Annotated in this window: 17 protein-coding genes; 8 read left to right on the plus strand and 9 right to left on the minus strand. The window is 48.4% G+C overall.

Annotated elements, in window-relative coordinates; genetic code table 11:
- Positions 1-286 precede the first annotated feature (286 nt).
- Entirely contained in the window at positions 287-1978 is a 1692-nt protein-coding gene (locus IT774_RS15525; RefSeq protein ID WP_195810569.1) for a potassium/proton antiporter, read from the plus strand.
- A 9-nt stretch (positions 1979-1987) separates the two neighbouring features.
- Here IT774_RS15525 and IT774_RS15530 read toward each other — a convergent pair whose 3' ends face one another.
- Positions 1988-2722: a sugar-binding protein gene (locus IT774_RS15530; RefSeq protein ID WP_195810570.1), complete on the minus strand. Its 735-nt coding sequence runs from the start codon at positions 2720-2722 to the stop codon at positions 1988-1990.
- 332 nt (positions 2723-3054) lie between these two features.
- Between IT774_RS15530 and IT774_RS15535 the strand changes: the two genes are divergently transcribed.
- Entirely contained in the window at positions 3055-3630 is a 576-nt protein-coding gene (locus IT774_RS15535; protein ID WP_195810571.1) for a hypothetical protein, read from the plus strand.
- On the opposite strand, the gene IT774_RS15540 is transcribed toward IT774_RS15535, so the two are convergent.
- Both IT774_RS15540 and IT774_RS15545 read right to left on the minus strand, forming a co-directional pair.
- Positions 3627-7592, minus strand: a complete 3966-nt coding sequence (locus IT774_RS15540; protein WP_195810572.1) for a helix-turn-helix domain-containing protein — start codon at positions 7590-7592, stop codon at positions 3627-3629. The two genes, IT774_RS15535 and IT774_RS15540, sit on opposite strands and share 4 nt — an antisense overlap.
- Before the next feature lie 304 nt (positions 7593-7896).
- Positions 7897-8406, minus strand: coding sequence for an HAD family hydrolase (locus IT774_RS15545; protein WP_195810573.1), 510 nt, complete (start codon positions 8404-8406; stop codon positions 7897-7899).
- A 238-nt stretch (positions 8407-8644) separates the two neighbouring features.
- On the opposite strand from IT774_RS15545, the gene IT774_RS15550 reads away from it, so the two are divergent.
- From IT774_RS15550 to IT774_RS15570, 5 genes are all read left to right on the plus strand, one after another.
- Entirely contained in the window at positions 8645-9049 is a 405-nt protein-coding gene (locus tag IT774_RS15550; protein ID WP_195810574.1) for a LexA family protein, read from the plus strand.
- Positions 9046-10314 (plus strand): Y-family DNA polymerase, encoded by a 1269-nt coding sequence (locus IT774_RS15555; RefSeq protein ID WP_195810575.1) that lies wholly within the window; start codon positions 9046-9048, stop codon positions 10312-10314. The genes IT774_RS15550 and IT774_RS15555 overlap by 4 nt, the downstream gene beginning before the upstream one ends.
- A gap of 140 nt (positions 10315-10454) precedes the next feature.
- Complete coding sequence (locus IT774_RS15560) at positions 10455-10742, plus strand: YebG family protein (protein WP_195810576.1); 288 nt, start codon at positions 10455-10457, stop codon at positions 10740-10742.
- 170 nt (positions 10743-10912) lie between these two features.
- Complete coding sequence (locus tag IT774_RS15565) at positions 10913-11560, plus strand: ATP-binding cassette domain-containing protein (RefSeq protein WP_195810577.1); 648 nt, start codon at positions 10913-10915, stop codon at positions 11558-11560.
- The gene (locus IT774_RS15570; RefSeq protein ID WP_195810578.1) at positions 11554-12888 is read left to right on the plus strand and encodes an ABC transporter permease; all 1335 of its coding nucleotides are present in this window, start codon (positions 11554-11556) and stop codon (positions 12886-12888) included. The genes IT774_RS15565 and IT774_RS15570 overlap by 7 nt, the downstream gene beginning before the upstream one ends.
- A gap of 1332 nt (positions 12889-14220) precedes the next feature.
- Here the strand turns inward: IT774_RS15570 and IT774_RS17825 are convergent.
- The 4 genes from IT774_RS17825 to IT774_RS17060 all read right to left on the minus strand — a co-directional run bounded on the left by IT774_RS17825 (position 14221) and on the right by IT774_RS17060 (position 17636).
- Positions 14221-15315 (minus strand): methyl-accepting chemotaxis protein, encoded by a 1095-nt coding sequence (locus IT774_RS17825; RefSeq protein ID WP_195810579.1) that lies wholly within the window; start codon positions 15313-15315, stop codon positions 14221-14223.
- Between the two features lie 459 nt (positions 15316-15774).
- Positions 15775-16389, minus strand: coding sequence for a hypothetical protein (locus IT774_RS15580; RefSeq protein WP_195810580.1), 615 nt, complete (start codon positions 16387-16389; stop codon positions 15775-15777).
- Positions 16390-16470: 81 nt separating this feature from the next.
- Positions 16471-16632 carry a hypothetical protein gene (locus IT774_RS15585; protein ID WP_195810581.1) on the minus strand — a complete coding sequence of 54 codons (162 nt, stop codon included), beginning with the start codon at positions 16630-16632 and terminating at the stop codon, positions 16471-16473.
- Positions 16633-17375: 743 nt separating this feature from the next.
- On the minus strand, positions 17376-17636 hold the full coding sequence (locus IT774_RS17060) for a hypothetical protein (RefSeq protein WP_218958924.1): 261 nt from the start codon (positions 17634-17636) through the stop codon (positions 17376-17378).
- On the opposite strand from IT774_RS17060, the gene IT774_RS15590 reads away from it, so the two are divergent.
- On the plus strand, positions 17635-18819 hold the full coding sequence (locus IT774_RS15590) for an MFS transporter (RefSeq protein ID WP_195810582.1): 1185 nt from the start codon (positions 17635-17637) through the stop codon (positions 18817-18819). The genes IT774_RS17060 and IT774_RS15590 overlap by 2 nt on opposite strands.
- 49 nt (positions 18820-18868) lie before the next feature.
- On the opposite strand, the gene IT774_RS15595 is transcribed toward IT774_RS15590, so the two are convergent.
- Both IT774_RS15595 and IT774_RS15600 read right to left on the minus strand, forming a co-directional pair.
- A complete protein-coding gene (locus IT774_RS15595) occupies positions 18869-19351 on the minus strand; it encodes a hypothetical protein (protein ID WP_195810583.1) in 483 nt (160 codons plus the stop codon).
- Between the two features lie 104 nt (positions 19352-19455).
- On the minus strand, positions 19456-20709 hold the full coding sequence (locus tag IT774_RS15600) for a sensor domain-containing phosphodiesterase (RefSeq protein ID WP_195810584.1): 1254 nt from the start codon (positions 20707-20709) through the stop codon (positions 19456-19458).
- Positions 20710-21209 lie beyond the last annotated feature (500 nt).

A 21209-nucleotide genomic window follows, 5' to 3' on the forward strand; every position in this document is an offset into this window, starting at 1 on the left:
TATGGGCAATGTTGCTTTTTTTTAAAGAACATTGCCTGTCTCTCCTAACTATTCCTTATAACTATTCCTGATGTTCCAGGGTTTCAATTCTGGTTAGCCTGCCGGGTCATGTCTACGAACAGATATCACAAAGCCAGCCTTCCCAATACCACCTTCGCCGCAAACCCATGCCTTGTGCCGTAATGTCTGTGATATATTGCAAGACTTTCGTGGGCGGTACCCATTCGCCTGATTGCAATGGCCGATAGTCGGGTACCAATTAACTCCTGTCATCTGAGAGTACGAAATGTTTGCGGTTGATTTCGAAATTCTGATAGCAGCCTTGCTGCTGTTCACCGGTATCTTATCCAGTATGTTGTCTCCCCGCCTGGGTCTGCCCATGCTGGTACTGTTTTTAATTGTTGGCATGCTGGCGGGTGAAGCTGGTATTGGTGGCATCGCCTTTAATGATGCCGAAGCGGCCCATGCGATGGGCACCCTGGCGCTGGCGATTATTCTTTTTGATGGGGGCCTGCAAACTTCCAAAGCCGCGATTAAGATGGCCTGGAAACCAGCCTCCTTACTGGCCACCGTGGGCGTGGCAGTAACGGCCGGCATTACCGGTATTGCCGCCGCCACCATCCTGGGCATTCCGCCCCTGGTAGGGCTATTACTGGGGGCGATTGTGGGCTCCACCGACGCGGCCGCGGTTTTTTCTATTCTTCGTAGTGCCGGCATTAATATAAATCCCCGGCTTAAATCCACCCTCGAAATAGAAAGTGCTTCGAACGATCCTATGGCTATCTTCCTTACCATAGGATTGTTAGGTCTGATTACCAACGAGATGTCGCCGGGCGTTGAAATGGTATGGCTGTTTGTTAAACAGATGGGCATTGGCGCGCTGGCGGGCCTGGTTATCGGCTGGCTGGCGGTCAAACTGATCAACCGTTTGAAGCTGATTGCTGCAGGTTTGTATCCGGTCCTGATAGCGGTGTGTGGCACCCTGGCCTTTGGGGTGGCAGCATCTTTAGACGGCAGTGGTTTTTTAGCCACCTTTATCGCCGGGGCTATTATTGGCAACAGCCGCTTTGTGTATCAGCATGCGACCTTTTTATTTTTGGACGGGCTGGCCTGGCTTAGCCAAATCGCTATGTTCGTTATGCTGGGGTTATTGGTTAATCCGCCCTCGTTACTGGAGGTATGGGCTGAAGGCTTATTGATTGCGATTATTCTGGTGTTTATTGCCCGGCCGCTTGCGGTGGCCCCCATGCTGGCCTTTAGCCGCTTCAATGTGCGGGAAATCACGATGATTTCCTGGGTCGGCTTACGTGGTTCGGTGCCCATAATCCTGGCTATCTTTCCGCTCTTGTTTGGCATTGCCGAAGCCGGCCTGGTGTTTAATGTGGTCTTTTTTGTGGTGTTAATATCAGCCACCTTACAGGGCTCGTCGCTGCCCTGGATGGCACGTAAACTTAAACTTATCGAACCACCGGTGCCCAGCATTTCCAAAAAGCTGGAGATCCCGTCGCTGGGCGATGTGGACGTGGACCTGATAGAGATTAAACTTAATACTTCATGCAAAGTGGTGGGCAAAGCCCTGGATGAACTACCGTTACCATTGGGTGTGGATGTCGCAATGATGGTGCGAGACAACAAGGTGGTAACACCACAAAGCCATCCGGTGCTGGCCACCCATGACTACCTGTTTATCACCGTCCAGCCACGGCTCCATGGCTATGTAAATACGCTTTTCTCCAGTGTGGAGCGGGGGGAAAAAAGCGGCCTGGAGCGCCGCTCGGCATTGTTTGACGGGTATACCACTATTGGCGAGCTGGCTCATTATTATGACCTGGATTTAAGTCCGGCGGATAACACGACCCTTACCCGTCTGGTCAGTAAGCAACGCCACCCGGTACAGTTGTCGGTGGGCACTTTTGCCCGTGCCACTGACGCTCCGGCGACCCATACGATGGTGCGGTTTACACCCGCCCCCTACTAGTTATCGAGGTTACTTTTTTAAAATCAGCTGGCCGAATACCGAAGCATCAATATAGCCCCGGTTTTTATCGCCATTAACCGGGGTGATGCTATGAGAACCCATAAAGTGTTCGCGGGTGTCGCTGCCATCATTGTCACAATAGGCCAGCATGAAGCCCAGCGTTTTATCGGCTTCTAAGGTCACCGGCTCCCCGGGCTGGGCGGTGGTAAAGGTATCGGGATACAGGCGCACGGCGACTTCCCAGACAATGTTGTAGGGCGCTTCCGTTTGACGACGCCAGGCCGAATCAAGGTGATCATTGAGTAAGATCACCTCCTTATCGTTTTGGGCATTGCCGAAGTCCGCCACATTACCGTCCAGGGCGATATGATAGGCAAAGGCATTAAAGCTGTGCAGATGGTCACCCCCTGAAGCATCTTCATCCAGAAAGATTTCAAGACAATCATCATCCCAGTAAGCTTCTTTAGGATCGGGATGGGTGTCCATCAGTACATCATCGGTGATTTCCACCATCAAATACAGTTGCTGTTCATCCCACGCCAGTTTATAACGGCCGGAAAAATCACTGGCTTCAGGCACCGTCCCGGCCATCTGATGCTCCAGTGGCGACCATTCAGAAAGCTTCCACACCGCTTCATCGGCCACCCCGTCAACCGTTACCGTTCTTGCGGTATAGGGGACTGTCTGGGCAGCAGTCCCGCTGTAGCTCAGGCCAAGCAGGGTAAGTAAAGCAATAGTTCGCATAGGGGGTCCTTACAGACTGTTAAAATAACTGACAGCAAAAAGAGAAAGTTGTTAGTAATTTTTACACATTTTATTCTAAATACATACTACCAAAGCCAACCAGCCTTTTTACGGCCACCCGGCGCCGCTTAAAAATAATGACTAAGCTAATGATGTATTTGTGCTTTTTACATTACCCAACAACAAGCGTCAAAATTTTGTCACCTCTGGCACCTACCATGCATTAAATAAAACGATAGCAAGAAGATTTTGATAGTTTCTTGCCAAAGCGGCCACATTGCAATAATTGAATAATAAGGCTGAGTAGGCCAGGTGTTTACTCTGAAACCATTATGACGCTCAATCAACTTCCGACCCTGGCTACCCGCTTGATGCAGGCGAAATATACGGCGCCGCAAGTGTCGCATTTGGGGTATCGCACCATCCCGCCTCAGGCTATTGATACCGACTCGTTGGAAGCTGGCAGTCATACCGCGGCCGCGTTTGCCAGTGCCTTTAGAAAGCGTCAGGGTAAAACGCCTCAAAGACATTCAAAAGCAATAACCAAAATCGATTATCAGCAGGGCGATATGCATCACTATGCTGCCCACACTTCCGGACCATTAGGAAGCTGGGCCATGGCCGCTGAAGAAACCGAGCGCCAGTATGCGTCGGCTTTATCTGAGGGACACGCCTCTGCCCCGGTAGAAGATACGATTCAATTGCTACGCGAAGAAGCGCTGATAATACAGTTGATGATTTTGCGAGAGCATCGCAGCCGGGGTCAGTCGCCCTCACCGGCATTATTCAATCAGTTAGACAAAGTTCAGAAAGTGTTGCAACAAGAGGTTGAACAGCAGGCTCATAAGCTTCAGGAGATTCAGCCTGCTACGCAGCGTTCAGGCAATCTGTTGGATGCCCATGGTTAAGCCTCTGCCGTTACTGAAACCTGCTGGCAACGCTCCTGATACTGGCGCGGGGATTCGTTTACCTGGGCTTTAAAGCAACTACTAAAATACGACGCGGTGCCAAACCCGACCTCATAGGCCACCTGCGTAACCTGAGCACCTTCGCGTAATAAGGCTTTCGCCCGGTGCAACCGATAGAGCTTCAGCGTATCCGTAAAATTAAACCCAAACAAGGCATTGAGCTTACGCAACATCTGTCTTTCGCTGGTGGCCATTTGCTGCGCGGCGAAGGTTCGGCTAAAGCTGTCATCCTGATAATGATCTGCCAGCAACTTCAGAAAACGCATATAAAAAGCCTGATCACGGGCATTTGCAAAGGTGGGCAGAGTAAACGGCGTGTTTTCGTCAGCCGCAGGGGCTTTACCGGACAGCTGTCGTGATTTCTGACGGGCTAGAATGCCTTCCACCTGTCGCTGCAGCCTGACGGTATCCACCGGCTTACTTACAATGGCATCCATACAATTTAAAACCGGCCCTTCGAACTCTGCTTCATCAGCCGGGGTCGCCAGCAGAATAAAAGGAAGGTCGCGCCACAAAACCTGATCTTGCATCTTTTCGCGTAGCTTAAAACCGTTTTCTTCAGGCATTCGTAAATCGCACACGACCAGCGCTACTGTCACCAGCTTCATCACCTCAAGCGCCGCCTGCACAGAACTTGCTTCAATACAGCAATAATCCGCCCCAAGACGCTCCTTCAGATAACTGCGTAACGCGGCATCATCATCCACAATAAGAATGTTAGGCCGTAACGAGCTTTGGGAAGAGGACTTTCGAGGAGGCGTACTGGTGGCAGCAGCGAGCGGTGACGAACCGTTCTCTTCCAGGGAAACCAATGGCAGATAAACATTAAAGCATGTGGCCTTTTTAGATTTTGTTTCAATGTCTATCCATCCCTGGTTTGCCAATACCAGTTCCTTCACCAGGGCCAGACCAATGTCCCCGCCCGAGGTTGCTCCTGACTCATTTTGCTGGGTAAAGCGCTGAAATATAGTCTCTGCCTGCGTCGGCGTGATAAGCCCGACATTGTCGGTCACGGCGATAATCAGTTGCAATCCTTTGCAGCGTGCGCTTATCTGAACCTTGCCTTCCGGCGGTGTACAGTGCAACGCATTGCTGACCAGATGCAGTAATATCGTTTCAAGGGAGTCACGGAGCAAGTAAATCTCCCCCCGTGTGCGAATATGTGCCTCCAACCTCTGATTGTTTGATTCCGCCAGTGACCGCAGATTCCCGACAATATGCTGAAAAATAGTATTCAGATTGTAATTCTGGCAAGGCAATTTTTGTATACTTTCAAGACGATCGATTTCAATAATCTGACTTACCAACAAATGCAGCCGATTTGTATTGTCTTCTATCATTTCCAGCCGTCGCGGTGTTTCCTCATCCTCAGGATTTTCGATAATCTGCCGTACCGGACCGGATATCAGGGTAAGGGGCGTCTGTAACTGCCTAGAAAGATTTGTAAAAATCTGCTGTTTGCGATCAAGAATGTGGTGAATATAATTTTGGGTGTCTTCTAATAATGAGTGCTTCTCTTCCACCTGCCCCTTCAACACCTTGCCCTGCTCAGCATCTCGCCGCTTCAGTCTAAGTGCTGCGTAACCCACCATTATCATTAACATCGCCGCATATATCGCATAGGCTAAGGGACTTAGCCACCAGGGAGGCAATACCACAATACGTAATCGGGTAACTGGCTGCGGATGATATGGGTTGGTGACCCTGGCCTCGAGAGTGTAGTTGCCATGAGGCAAAGAAGAAAAAACTAACTTAGAACTTGAATATTCACTGACTATCCAAAAATCATTCATTCCTTTTAGCCGATACTCAAAATTTAGGTACATATGTTCGTTTAGATTTGCAATCGACAGGTGCAAGTCGATAAACGCTTCGTCTGCGGTTAGTGTTATCTCTTCAAAGTTGCTGTATTTGACTAAACGATGCTTTATGTTCAGATAGTTATTTATAGATTTATTAAAAGTTTTAACATCAACTATAGCCACCTCATTTAGTTCATATCTGGCTTCATTAATATACTGCAATAGTAATTTATCATTGATGACGTAAGTAAAAATATCTCCCGCGATTACACTTATTTCACTTCCAGAAGTGACCGAATTGTATTCAAAGTCCACATCAGAAATGCCATAGCTAGTGTGAATCCTTAAGGTTTCAAATGTCGTATCATTAAAAATGTATAAGCCAGAGTTTGTTGTAATGAGGTATATATTTTCATCTATTTCTGCCAAACCTCTAATGTATTTGAAGGGGAATCGCTCAGAATAAGAAAAGGGTTTTCCCTCGATAATTTTAAGCAAACCCTGGCCCGGTGTACAAATCCAGATTGCCAGGCTTTGGCTTTCATACAAACAAGATGCGTCAGAAAAGAGCAAGTCTGATATCTTTGTGGCTTGATTACCATGCTCGCTAAAGTCAATTTTATAAATACCATCTGATGTTATGGCTACAAGCAGCATCCCTGCTTTAGAAAAGCTCAATCTTTTTATGTCTCCACCAGCTACCGACGACATAGCCCCATTTTTATACAAAATCACCTTTTTCTCAGTGTGACTTGCTACCAGAATGGCCGATTGTCCTTCGCCATCTCGTACTACTGACTCAACATAATCGAAGCTATTATCAAACTCAGTAAGATGTCCTTGCAAATAGACCTCTTCACCTTGCGGACGGACTCTAAAGATTTGACCATCACCACTAATTACATCTATAAAGTCATCAGTAGCATTTAGTAAGTAAATAAATGCTTCCGTATTGAGATTTATAACTTTATTTTTTGTACTGCTCTTCTTACTGATGGTTAGTGTACCCAACCCGCCCGATATTATGTCACCTTTAGTGCCAATCTCTATATCGGAGTAATTTTTACCGCTAAGTGTGAGGTCGTGCCCTAATAAAGACGTTGCTTTGGATTTTTCAGAAAGGTAAAAAAGGCCTTTTTGGGTATCGGCCCCATATAATCCTCCAGCGTTATCAAAATCGAAGTCTAATACAATCTCGACTAATGAAGACGCCAACAGAGGATGAAGGTGGGGTGGTGCTGTGAGTTTATGTTTTTTTTCATCGACAACAAACAACCTTTCAGCCGCAGCCCAGAGTGTACCAACTGGATCTCGCTTTAGTTTTTGAATAGGCTGCCTTGGAGTGGTCGAAGGCGTGCGGTTTCGGGTCAATACTAAGTTAACTTTTCCGGTGCTTCTTGATAAGGAGTAAACAGCCTCAAGGCCGGCAACAATTAGAGCATCGTCTTCTATCAAAAATGCTGACACTCTCTCTAGTTCTGAAAAATTCTTTTTAGTATCAAACGTATTTATTGCTTTAGAGCTTATAGATAGATTGCGCAGACCTAGATAATGATCCAGCCACCATACCTCGTCCCCCGAAATATCGACATCAACAACTTCATGATCAATACCGGCAGCAATATCATCGAGAGAAAACTTTACATCAAGTGTTTCTTTATCAAGAACATAGAGGTTTCGAACAGTGTTGATAACAATATTTTCGTCTGTTGTTCGAACACTTTGGACATGAGCAATATCCTTTATATCTGGACTTACCCGAGAAATCTTTCTGGATTGTCGATCAAGTTCATAGATGCCATCCCCATTAACGCTAACCCAATATTTTCCTGAAGAGAACTCTGCTATATCGATAACAAAGTTACTTCTTAATATTGAGTTCTCATCGTCGAACACAATTGTTTTATTACCTATCAGGCCGAAGAGTCCATTCTCGCTTCCCAGCCATACTCCATCGCTACCAGCTTGAATAGACCAGATTACTCCAGTCGACTTTCCATCAAAGACTTTTGAGAAAGACATGGGGACAAGGTTGGAGGCCTGACCTCCTGGAATGAATCCCGCTAGTATCAAAATAAGGACAAATATCCATTTTTTCATTACAGAACTTATCCTTGTCCCAATTTTATAATTACTTATTTAAAGTATCTTACATAATAGTGCAGGTTATAAAATTATACTTAAGGACAAATCATGAAGAGTAATGCGATAAAGAACCCCCTGGCCCTGACTGAATTAAAAGAAAGTGAACTTCAGAATATTAGCGGAGGAGTAATAAATATAAAATATAAATTTTTTCTTATATTACCTTTTAAGCCTACTCCCCCCAACCCACCCAAAACTAAGTTTTAGAAGGGGTTTATTTTATAAATCATTATTTTATATTGTGTTTTTTTCACGAAGCTTAAACCATTAGAAATTGCATGCCGGCGCGCTGGGCGGCTTGCTGGTCGTAGATAAAGTCGCCGACATACAGACACCGGGCCGGCGGGATATTCCAGCGCCGGGCTACCGATAGCAACGCGCTGGGGTTTGGCTTAGGTGGAGCATCCTCACGAGTCACCACAAGATCGATAGGAATGCTGTTGTTACTAATTTTAAGGCGGGTGGCGGCAATGCTATTGCGGGTAACTATTGCCATCGGTAACTGACGATCTGCCACTGTCTCCACCAACCATTTTCCGGTTTCCAACCAGGCCGCATTTTGTGCATCCGCTAATTCCTGATCAAGAATATATTGATGGGCTTGCTGCTGAAGTTGTTTATCGGCAAGCGAATCAATGTGAACTAATATGTCGCCTTCTGCAGGACAACCTAAATGCGATTTAATAACCGAAAAATTTAATTCTGAGGCGACTAAAGTACCGTCTAAATCAAAAATCACACCATCGATATTGCTAAAATCAATATTCATTACATCTCACTGTATGGCAAAACGAACCGGAAAAAACGTGCGCTGCTATAAAGTTACCTTAGCATGAAGTTGTTCAGGAACTGACTCAATTAAGTTTAATAAACCGATACGCCAGCAATCTGTTTTTTTCTTTATAGTTTGCAAATGGTTACCGTATTTGGGTCATACCTTTGTTGCACAGTCGTGCATCTCCTTTTAGAATAACTGTACATACATACAGTTAATTTACCTGATTACCATGCTAAAGTTTATTCCTATACGGGCGCAGGCCGGCATTGTGGGGTTCGAATCTCCGGCTACAGAATACAAGGAGCTGGGGCTGGACCTTGATGCGCTGCTCATCGAACATCCCAGTGCGACCTATATTGGACTGGCTCAGGGTGAATCCATGACTCGGGATGGAATTTTTGATGGCGATTTGCTGATTGTTTCGCGCGCGGAGCCAGTCACTGATCTGTGCATTTGTGTGGCTAATCTTAATGGTGTGTTTGTGTGTAAACGGGTGGATATCCGACATCGACGATTACTTTCGGGCTGTCCTCGAACTCCACCGTATCAGCTAACTGAAGACGATGACTTTCAGATAGAAGGCGTGGTGATCCGCTCAATTCGTATTCACAAGCCTTTGCGTCAGACGCTATGAGTATCGCGCTGATTGATGCCACCAGCATGTATGCCAGTGCCGAAAAAATCTTTGACCCAACGATACGTAAGCGGCCGGTGATAGTGCTAAGTAACAATGATGGCGCTATTGTCGCTATGTGTCCGCTGGCCAAACGTCTGGGTGAGTCATTAGGCATTAAAAAGTTTGCTCCTTACTTTATGCACGCCAAAGCCGCCAAGCAGGCCGGGTTTGTGGTGCGCAGCAGTAATTATGAGCTGTACGCCGATATCAGTCAGCGCATGATGGATACCTGCAGTCAGTTTGGCGAAACCCATATTTACAGCATTGATGAGTGTTTTATGCGGTTTCCCGAGCACTACAATATGGCCATGCTGGAAGCGCTAGGTCACACTATTCGAAAAACAATCTGGCGACAGGTTCGGTTGCCGGTAGGCGTGGGGTTCGGGCCCTCATTAACGTTGGCTAAGGCGGCTAATCATGCCTCGAAAAAGCTGCCAGGGGCCATGGGGGTAGCGTGTCTTAACAATGAAAATACCCGACACAGAGTTCTGACCCAGATGCAATGTACCGATATCTGGGGCATTGGGCGACGACTTGGCAAGCATTTAAACACCATGGGTATAGCGAACGCGTGGCAATTGTCACAACAATGTCCCGCCCTGATGCGCAGCCGGTTTTCGGTTTTGGTTGAAAATACGGTACGTGAGCTTTCCGGCGAACGTCGATTCAGCTGGGATGAGCAACGGGCAGCAAAAAAAGAGATTTATTCGACCCGTAGTTTTGGTCAGCGTGTCTCTGACAAACAATTATTACACCGCTCACTTATCGGCCATGCTGAGGTGGCTAGCCGCAAACTCAGACAACAGGGCAGTTTGTCTGGGGCGATGATGATTTTTGCTGCGTCCTCGCCGCATGACACTCAACCCTTTTATAAAAAGTCGGTAATGCATCGATTTGCGATGCCTACCGCTGACACCCGGCAAATGCTTAAGGCGGTAGCGGCCTCTGTGGAAACTGTGTTTAAGCCTGGAGTCGAGTATTATAAAAGTGGGGTGGGCCTGATAGATTTAGTGGCTGAAACGCATCACCAGGGCGATCTTTTTGCTCAGTCTGATGATGATAGTGCCTTAATGAGCACCCTGGATAAAATAAACCAGCGTTTCGGGCGCAACAGCCTCAATTTTGCCAGTAAGGGCTCCCAAACAGGGTTTGCAATGCGCCGTGACTTTTTATCCGCCTGCCCGACCACCCGCTGGCAGGAAATCCCGACCATAAAGTGTTGAGTAAATTCTGCTCATAACAGGCTCGATTAGGTTATTCTATAACAGGTCGAACAATAGCAAAGTGGTTGCATTTTATACTGTTTGCATATACAGTATTTGTATTGCGTTATAAATTTCAAATTACCCATGTGGAGCAAATTATGGCGATCACCGTTCAGTATGTTGTAACTCATAAAGATGTGGAGAAACTCGTGACCACCGATAAAAAAGCCGCTGACCAGTACGATAAAATGCTAGATGCCGCCGACAATCTGGCGGGTTATCTCACTGCGATGGGAATAAAAATGGAAGAAGACAAAATGGAAGAGCTGTCTATTCTGTTAGCTAAAAACAAAGACGCGGTCACTAAGCTTTTAAAGGGTAGCGCCCTGGATAATGTACTGGATGCTAATTCAGCGGAAGTGGTTAAGCTTCAGGCTGGTCAGTAGCTCTCTGCCTGATGGTACCCGGCGATAAATTACCAATGTGTTTAAGTCTCTAAATTTGATATAAAAGCCGGAGAAACCCCCTTTATCAAATCAAGGTGACTTCTCTGAGTTTTGTAACACAGCCGAATACCACATCCTCGCCTTCGCTGGCGGTGGACCTTCGCAGTATCATGTTTCGTTATCAGGGTGCCGCCCAGCCAGTGTTGAAAGTTGATAACTGGCAAATAAACCGGGGCAGCCATGTTTTTGTTGAAGGCGCTTCCGGGTCGGGAAAAAGCACGCTGCTTAACTTATTGACCGGGACATTGCAGCCTCAGTCCGGCACCATTTCCTTACTGGGGACCTCTTTTTCGTCGCTGTCTATGCGTAAAAAAGATCAGTTCCGGGCCCGGAATATTGGTGTAGTATTCCAGCAGTTTAACCTTATTCACTATCTCAGTGTCGCGCAAAATATCGAGGCCGCAGCCTATTTTGCTGGCCGTCAACAATACTTTTCTTTAAATGCGGTGTCCACGCTTCTTGAAAAACTGCAATTACCTAAAGCTTTGCTACATCAAAAAGCCAGTGCATTGAGTGTTGGTCAGCAACAACGGGTGGCCATTGCCCGGGCACTGATAAATCAGCCTCAGCTGATGATTGTTGATGAACCGACTTCGGCCCTGGATGCCAATGCCCGGGACAAGTTTATGCAGTTGTTGCTGGCAACAGCTACCGACAGCACGCTTATTTTTGTGAGTCACGACACCAGTTTGGCGGAGTATTTTTCGCACCATTACACGATGGAAGCATTAAACTCAGCCCGGAGAGATGTATGTTAAGCCGTATTGCTTATGCCAGCTTACGCGAGCGGCGCGCCTCGGTTATGCTCACCTTGCTGTCTATTGTGATAAGCGTAAGCTTACTGGTTGCGGTAGAGTTTGTTCGCGGGCAGGTAAAACAAAGCTTTACCCGCACCATCTCTGGAGTAGACCTGATTGTCGGCGCCCCTACCGGGCAATTAAACCTGTTACTGTATTCTGTATTTCGCATGGGCAATGCCACCAGTGGTATAGCGTGGGAACAGGTACGGGCGCTTGAGCAGCATAAGTTAGTTGACTGGGTCGTGCCCATTTCTTTGGGGGATGCGCATAAAGGGTATCGGGTAGTGGGTACAGACAACCGCTACTTTGAACATTTTCAGTATGGCGACCATGAACCGCTCACCTTTAGCCAGGGGGCGGCTTTTAGTAATGCCCATTCTGCGGTTATTGGTTCGAATGTCGCTGCAACGCTAAACTATCAACCTGGCGATAAGTTGGTTCTGTCCCATGGTTTAGGCAATGTCAGCTTTCGTCAGCATGAGCAGCATCCGTTCGTCGTTACCGGGATACTGGCCCCCACAGGTACGCCGGTAGATAAAGCGGTGCACGTTACATTACAAGGCATCGAAGCTATGCACGAGGCGCCTGCCCAACCCCGCTCCTTACGCAAACCCTCCGCTTCTGCTGCCGAGGCGGGGGAACAGCCTCAGGCTTCTCATCATACCGCCCGTTCGACATCACCAAACAAGGGCAAAGCAAAAAATGATAACGAGGCACATCAGCATACCGTCCCTGAACAAGTCACCGCCGCCTTTGTGGGCCTGACCAGTCGGGCGGCAGCGCTACAGTTGCAATATCAGTTAAACCAGCGCCAAAACAATCCGGTGTTGGCAATTCTGCCTGGTATGGCACTGTCGCAGTTATGGAGCCTGATGAGTAATCTTGAACGGTTGCTGCTCGCCGTCTCGGCGCTGATTTTGGTCGCCTCCCTGATAGGGCTGGTGACCATGCTGCTTGCCAGTATGCGTGAACGTCGCCACGAAATCGCCGTATTGCGAGCCATGGGCGCAGGCCCGGCGACCATTTTGTGGCTGATTCAGGCCGAAGCTTTATTGATAAGTGCCTTTGCCTGTGTCCTTGCAGTGGAATTGGATGCGCTGCTGTTTGCCATTTTCAGCGATACATTGAGCACCCGGTTCGGGTTGTTTCTCAGTGGTAGCCTGTTGACGATGCATACCGGAATTATCATTGCCTTGGTTTTGGCTGCGACCTGGGTTTGTAGTTTTGTACCGGCAATGGCCGCTTACCGCCAGGCTCTGCACGTGGGCCTTACCCAGCGGGGCTAAGCCTATCTGGATAGGATTGCGCTTCGTTTGTAGGCTCAGAAAGAAAAGTCAGATGGCGCCAGCCTGGCTCTGCTGACCGCCTCTGTTCAAACCCGAGAAACATCTAGGGTTTTATCAACAGCACCCTTCGTTTGCAGGGTGCCTTCTATAGAGCATATTTGATTTATGGGGTTTGCCACGCTGCTTTGCTCTGCTGCCGATAACAAATGTTGCATCGCTGGCTGCAATAGGGTCTGCCGGCACGACGTGTTAGCGACCAGGCAAATCTGGTGATCTCTGATTAATCGGCGCACTGCCGCCAACTCTCCACGGCCATCCAGCAAGAGCAGAGACAACCTGTAGCCGCAAAGGTACCGCTGATACTGTTTGTGGCCTGGCTAGGCTGTGTGGGGCAGCCCCGCATGCCTCATCATTTAGCAGCCCTGCCAATCTCTTACCACACCCCACCTACCGCAAATCATAGCAGTACAGCAAGCATACCATGGACTCTGGTACGTTAGATTCAGGCTCCCCTTTGCTTTTCAGCTTCACTATTGAATAAGCCAGGTCGGCAGAGCTTCTTATCATACTCGTCACCCGGAGTATGAGTTATGAACACGGTCAACAGCACAGCCACCATCAGTGCAAATCACAGGAGGTTTTCCTTGTTTGCGGGGCGCTTTGGGCTCGCGACCTCATGCATCTCTTTTGTGACTGTCCAGTGAGGCCGCTCAGCGAGGCCGGCGTTTGTGACTGTCTAATGAGACTCTTGTTTGCATGCCGCTTTGAGCTCGCGACTTCATGCATCTTTTTTGTAACTGTCGAGTGAGATTCCTTTTATGACTGTCCAGTGAGACCGGCGTTTGTGACTGTCCAGAGAGAATGGCACAACTGCCCTCATGTAGGCGTGCAGCTTTCTTATCACAATATGCGGGGGGCGTGAGGTTATCGCGATGGAGCGCACCAACAAACCTGAATGTAAGGCGGAGGATCTGCTACAGGCTTTGGCTAACAGGCTTATATTTATGCATGATTTTGGTACTGACTTTGGTGCCTGACTCGGGTGCCTGGCCCTGATGCCCGACGTACTTTATGGGATCGGTCCACAGCTATTGGCTTGCAAAAGAGTAAATCAGATACCCCACACCACAGCCTATTAGGCTTACCGTGGTAGATGGTGGTGCTCAGAAAAAAAACCGTGGTGACAAGGCTACAGCCGCGGGGCCAACCGATGCCCCGAATGATTCGGGCGCCATGGTAGGGTGAACAAGAGATCTGAATAATCACAACAAAACCGCCACGGCTATCACCATGGCGATTTTGCTAAATCAGGTGGATGAAGGTGAAGAACGCTTAGTTCAGTATACGAGCTTCCAGACGATCCAGTTGTTGCATCACTTCTTCACTGGCCTGTTCCATTTCTCTTATTAACCGCTGCCCACGGGCCTCATCACCAGCAGCTGCAGCTTCAATAGCGCTCTTACCGGCTTTATGAACCAGGCTATGGGGTCGTTCAAGCCGGGCGAACGCATCGTTTTTGCCCATTTTAGTGCCTTGTTGCGAGTAGTACCATTGTCCCAGACGACATTGGGTGTGGTCAGCAAACTCATCGGCGGTTTTGTTACTTTTGCCACCCAGCACCGCATACACTTCGCTTTTCCAGACCACGTGATCAAGCTTCACGGACTGGATAAATGTCTGGTGCGACGCACTGTTAATGGTTTGGCGCATGCTTTCACAATGATCCACCATCTTGTCGTAACTAACATTCAGGTCGTCGACCCCACCAGCCAGCTGGGTATTATTTTCCTGTAACTGGGAAACCGCGCCCACCGCCGCTTTAGTAGACTGAATGATTCCCTGCACCAGCTCGGCTACCTCACTGGCAGATTTGTTGGTTTCATTGGCCAGCGCCCTTACTTCATCCGCCACTACACTGAATCCCCGACCTGCATCACCGGCACGGGCGGCTTCAATGGCGGCATTTAGCGCCAGTAAATTAGTCTGGTCCGAAATGCTGGTGATGGTGCTGACAAATTTGTTGATGCTGTCGGCGGTATCGGAAAGTCCGGAAATACGTTCACTCATCTGCCCCATTCTGTCGTTTAGCGCGGCCATATGTTGGCTAATGCCCTGTAACGAGGCTGCGCTGGTAGAAAACAGCTCATTGATGTCAGCAAGCGCAGTACTTTCGGCATCAATTTGCTCGTAGGACTGCAATACGCCTTCGCGAATATTGGCAACCTGCTGCATAGAATCCAGTAAGCCGCTATACAAGCTATCTTCGCCGTTCGCGGCAATGCGTGCTTCCAGCTCATCGGCACGACGACGCTCAGCATCCAGCGCCAACTCCAGCGCATCGATTTTATCTTGCATGGCTATTTTTTCGGCATCAAGGCGCGACAATTCTTGTTGTGTATCGGTGTATCTGGACTTTAAAACGAGCATAACCGCCTCTGAATAAACGTAAAAAAACGCCTTGTTATACTGACTTCTCTGGATAAATACTATTGGCCAATAGTACAAAGCTTTAAGTGTGAAAACCCGGCTTTCTTAAAAGTGAGCTTTACGGTGTCACTCCTTATTATCGGACCGTGACGTCAGAACTTAACAATATTTTTACGTTACAAAATAATAAGTAGATATCGCCCGGGTTTGCCCATATCAACGGTGAGTGGCGCAGCGTCAGGCTTGTCAGCGGCGTAACATACCCTGATGACCACACGGCATTTACCTAAAGCTAAGCAGGGGCGCAAGTAAAGAAAAACGCGCTATCAGAAACCGGCTGCCCCTGACATTTTCCTGCACGGCGAATGTCGGGTACCACCATTATAAAAAGTGACAAGGCGGACACCCCCACGTAAACAATTCTGCGTCTTGGTGACCGCCAACGATGGGGTTAGCAGGTTAGTCCGCAGCCACCCGCTGGCATTCCTGATGGGGCATATGCCGGGCAATCCAGATCATAGCTTTTTGATCATATACCCACAGTCGACTGCGGGTGTTTTCGTATTTGAGACCCTGGCTGCTTGGAATGTTGTACATCAGCTGAGAAACATACTCGGATTTAACCCAGACGGCGTTGGTAGGTGTGTCGTACCATTTCACCTCAATCATCGATACTGCACATTTAAAATGCATGGAGTGTGAGACGGGTTGCAGCTTGTGATGAATTTTAAGGTAGCTTATACGCTGTTTAGTACGTTGCTCTATGCATGCCTGCTGGTCAGGTTTACCAAGACACGTTTTTAATGAGGCGCTCCAGCGCGCATGCTTTTGAGCCACGCGAGGGATATTTTTGCTCACCAACCGTTTATTCAGGACATCCAGCTTAACAAACCAGGGCTGGGTTTGGGCGGTGCAGTAAGCATCGGCCACGCCTTTACACTGAAGCGTTGCCGAGCCCGACTTAGCTGGGCCAGAGGTGGCGTTTACGGAAGCAGATGACGCCGATGGCGCAGACTGACTGCTACAGGCAGTGAGTAGGACAACAAGGAGTAAAAAGTTAAATCTGGAAAACATATCATGCGGGTACGTGAATACTTAGTCCCACAACCATACGAGATATCCCGGGAAATAAAAAGTATCAGTGAATAACAGATGTTATTTTTGGTTGGGTTTGCGTGGATAACGCAGACTCAGCCACACGATTAACTCCAGCGCCATCGCCAGCACGATTAATACGAAAACACCGGTATGAAAGCCCGCAGCATAACTGGCGATAGCCGCCAGCACCACAATGGTTAGCACGATTGCTCTGGCCATAAGAAGACGCCTTAATTATTCTGCCTGTATGATTAAGCATAGCGCATTTCTTTACAAAATACGGTATGAAAAAATGTAACAGCCTGTATTGTGAAAACCCCGGCTAACCCGCCCTCCTGGCCAGGCCAGCCCCAGCACAGGCGCGATAATAGCGCGGATAGTAGCGCGAATAATAGTGCGGGGGGTAATGACACCAATATACGCCTATAGCAGGCGCCTCGGGGCCATCACTGGCGCCGGGTTTTTCTGCCTGGCATTTACTGATTTAACTGCTGAGTAAACTGACCGAACGACGCCACTGCTTCCTATGCGCCCTGATGAATATCGACAATAACGCGTCCAGCGTCATCCGCTAAAGCCAGGCCTTCGTCTGCTTTTTGCTTAGCTTCATTCACCCTATCTGCCCCTTCCGCAATCGGGGTTCAAAAAAATAATTTTTCGGCCGGGGTGGCGATGCCGCTGATATAGGTGATGTAAATTTCAGGCAAATAGAAAGAAATGTATGCCGGTGTATGTAATATACGACGTAATAGTGGGTAAAATTTTCCAGGCAGCGACACCTTTTATTAACAATGCCGCCCTCAAAATCTATAAAACCATAATTTTCATACACTTAAATAAAATAAAAATAATGGCACGATACTGGCTTTGTTATAAGTAACTGTTTTTTAGATAGTGTTTGTGTGACCGGGTTTGTGTTTCCCAGGTATTCATAGTCTATCTGACCACGAATGAAGTCTCGATCATTTGACCGCAGTGCTTGATTCGATGGGTATTTTTCCAGGTGGATAAATATTCGAGGTCGTATGACAGTTATTCTCCCCCGGGTCCCCTATGACCCAACCAATACCTCTGATTTCTCCCGTCATTTGGCGGGAGTTTTTTTTTACCCTCCGTTTTTGTTTGTGAACGATGGTATACTGCCACCCACAACTGCCAGAGTGTGATACAGGCAAATTCAGCACTGCCTGATTTTCTTTATCTTCTATTAATTCGGTTTTCATGATCTATCCCATATTATTTTGCGCCTTGCTGGCCACGGCTATTGGTCAGAGCGTGTTTTTAACAACGGTACCGTCACTGGGGCGTCTGGCCGGGTTGTCAGAAATGCAGGTGGCCATAATGATGTCTTCTTCTGCGCTGGTATTTGCCATTGGCGCGAACATCTGGAGCCGCTACAACCTTCGGTATGGTTATAAAAAATTATTACTACTGGGGTTAAGTGGCTACACCCTGGGCACCCTTGTATTTGCTACTATCTGGTGGGCCGGTTTGCACAGCGGGTTATCCGGCACCCTGCTTTTTGCCGGCCTGTTGCTCAGTCGATGTTTGCAGTCCTCGGTAATGTCGGCGACCCCGCCGTCGGTGGTAGGTTATGTCGTGGCCATCAGCGGCTCAGAACAACGTGCGGCCTCCATTAGCAAAGTCACCTCCGCTAACAATTTAGGTCAGATATTGGGGCCGCCCCTGGCAGGGTTACTGGTGGCAGCTGGTATCCTGGCACCTTTTTATTTTGTCATTGTGTTTACGCTGCTGGCCATAGTGCTGGTCGCCAGGAAATTGCCTGAACTGGATCCTGCTCAGCGAAGGGCGGCCAACTCGCAACCGGATAGCAGCGCAGCGCCGGTAAAATCCAGTACCCTGCTGCTGGTAGGGTGCTGTGTGTGCTTATTCGGGTGTATGGCTATCATGCAGCAAAGCCTGGCGTTTTATCTGATAGATACACAAGGATATGATGCGGTAGGCGCTGCGCGTCAGGCCGGGTTGGCCATGATGGTCATGGCTGTTTTGTCGTTAGTGATTCAGTTTAGCGCGGTACAGCGGCGCTGGCTCAGCGCGCCCATTCTGATTTATAGCGCCCTGCCGCTGGCAGCTGTGGGTTATCTGACATTGTATCTTCAGCCAGGGTCTGTAAGCCTGTACCTGGGAATGGCGCTCATGGGTGCTGGCTTTGGGGCGGCCTATCCCTCAATTGCCGCGGTGGCCACGTCCCGTTGTGCCTCTGAACGTCAGGCCAAAGTAACCGGACTGATCACTGCTTCGCCCGCTATGGGGTATATAACCGGCCCACCGCTATCGGCGGCGTTGTATGGCATTGATGAAAGGCTGCCCTTTTTAGCGGCGGCATTGCTGATGGGGCTGGCGACGCTGGCGGTGTGGTGGCGTTTGCCAGTGCGAGCTGCGTGAATTCAGTCCCGGACGCGATTAACGATGAAAAAGCTGCAATAGGTATTGGCTAATTTTTCTGATACACAAATGAGAAAAACCAGCGCCGGGCCAGCCGCATATCAAATACGACCTTTTGTTTTATCCCATTTTGCACTTGTTCGATAGCCTCTTCATAACCATGCCGGTCAGGGTCGAACCCCACCGGGCGGCTAAGATTACACCGATAGGCAAAATGTTCGCGATGCTTTGAAGAGTTATGGTCAAATACCGGCATCGCCAGTGCGCACTTACCCTCTACATCACGATAGTTAATCTGTTCAACATGAACGGTGGCAGCCAATTCAACCAATGCCTGGGTTTTATCTGTGTCTGGCTGAATGGTCAGGGAATTGGCCGGGGTTTGCTCACCCACTTCGCAGGCCACAGCCGCCAACATCGAAAACGTTGCGCGATTTTCTTTGAAATTGGTTTGCATAAAGTCGTAATCAGGTTTTTGTGTGCACCCGCTGACCAGCAATATCAGCGCCGCCGACGCCAGAGACTTTGACATGAACCCCACATTGATTTTATTGCATCATCGTTATGCCGGGTATTTTGCCAAAGACCATAGATGATTATAAACTCAGCAAGCGCATAGTACTGAATACCCACCCTCTATACTACGGCCGCCACCGCCAAATTGCTGTCGAGTTGTTCAAATTTGACCGGCCTGGAGAAAAACCAGCCCTGGAAAAAGGTTACCCCAAGGGCTTTCAATGCCTGAAACTCCTGGGCAGTTTCAACCCCCTCGGCCACCACTTCACAATTAAAACTGCGGGCGAAGGCCAGCAAGCCGGTGACCAGCGCCTGACGTTTGGGATCCAGGTGAATGTTGCTGGCCAGACTAAGGTCAAGCTTAATAACATCCGGTTCTATTTCCAGAATGTGTTTAAGACTGGCGAACCCGGCGCCGACATCATCAATACAGATTTTAAAACCACGCTGAACCAGCGGCTTCAGATACGAACGAAAGGTTTCGTAGTTAGTCACACCGACATGTTCGGTAAGTTCAATTCGAACCTGGTCGCTGCTAACCTCGGTGAGCAGGCCGGGCAACAAACCACTTTCCACCATGCGCGGACTCACATTGATAGAGGCTTTAAGATCCAGGTCCTGGTCGCCAGCCAGCTGCAAGCGAGTGACCACCTGTTTTATAATGGCACTTTCAACTTCCAGACCTAACCCAACAAAGTCGGCATCCTCCAACCATTCATTAGGGGGACGATACGGCTGGGTATTAAACCGCGCAAGGACTTCATAATATTCATAAGAGTTACTTTGCTTGCCATAGATTGGTTGAAACACGACTTCGATTCGATTGTTGTCAATCACTTCCCGTACCGTCGAGCGCAACTCATCTTTATGCTGCTGAGTGGCCAGATTACGACCTAGAACCTGTCCTGCATACGAGGCAATGATATGCAGTAACTCCACATCCCGGTGGTTTAATGTTGGGTTTGGTGCCTGGTCATAACAACATAAGGTACCGTAAGTATCGCCATTTTGAAGCGTAATCGGCACGCCAATAAAGGCGCCAATTTCCATTTCGTGGGTTAGCGACATAGAACAGGTAATTTCATTGCCGGCCGTATCGGCAATAATATTCGTCAGTTCGCCGCTGACAATGCTAAAACAGTAAGATTGTTCCAGCGGCACGGTAAGGCCGGAAGTCAAAGGACGTGAAAAGCTGACTTCATCATTTGCGCTCACCAGCTCCACTTTGCGTTGCCCCTGGGCAAAGCGCGAGGTAAACGCGACATCCATGTTCAGGAACTGGCGTATGGCTTCTAACAGCATCGACAAATCGACCGTGCTGCTTGACTGCTCCGCACCCATTCCCTCTAATAAGTTGGTTATATCCTGCTGCATTATGTGGTCTCTGGCATCAACATTCCAAGGTGGCTTTTAACGAGTGCAGCCAGAAAAATTTTGGTGACACTCACCCCGGTTGTACACAACTCTCCCTGTGATGAGGGTTTACCGTAGATAATCACCAGGCACACACACCTAGCCGCTGCGCCTGTTTTTTACTAGCAGCATGCGCTGGCCAGTGCCAATGTGTCATAGAGACATGCTGGTTTTTCATCACTGGAAGCTATTAACATGTAACAATGGGTGCTTTGCACCGCGTAAATGCGTCGACTAAAGCAAACCAAATCTTGTGCTTTTGTCGAAGCGGTATAGCCCATATCTGCAAGCTATCACTTTTAAAAAAGTTTTGGGTATTTAAACACATACCGGTTTATAACTAACCAGAGTGTTTAGTTCGACGAGTCTTGGTAAGGTTATCCCACTGATCTAGTCATTTGCTTTCAGTAACCAAGTGTATTCCAATTCTTTGACCGGGGCTTTTGCCCCGGTTTTTTTAT

The organism is Salinimonas marina (assembly GCF_015644725.1).
Lineage (GTDB): Bacteria > Pseudomonadota > Gammaproteobacteria > Enterobacterales > Alteromonadaceae > Alteromonas.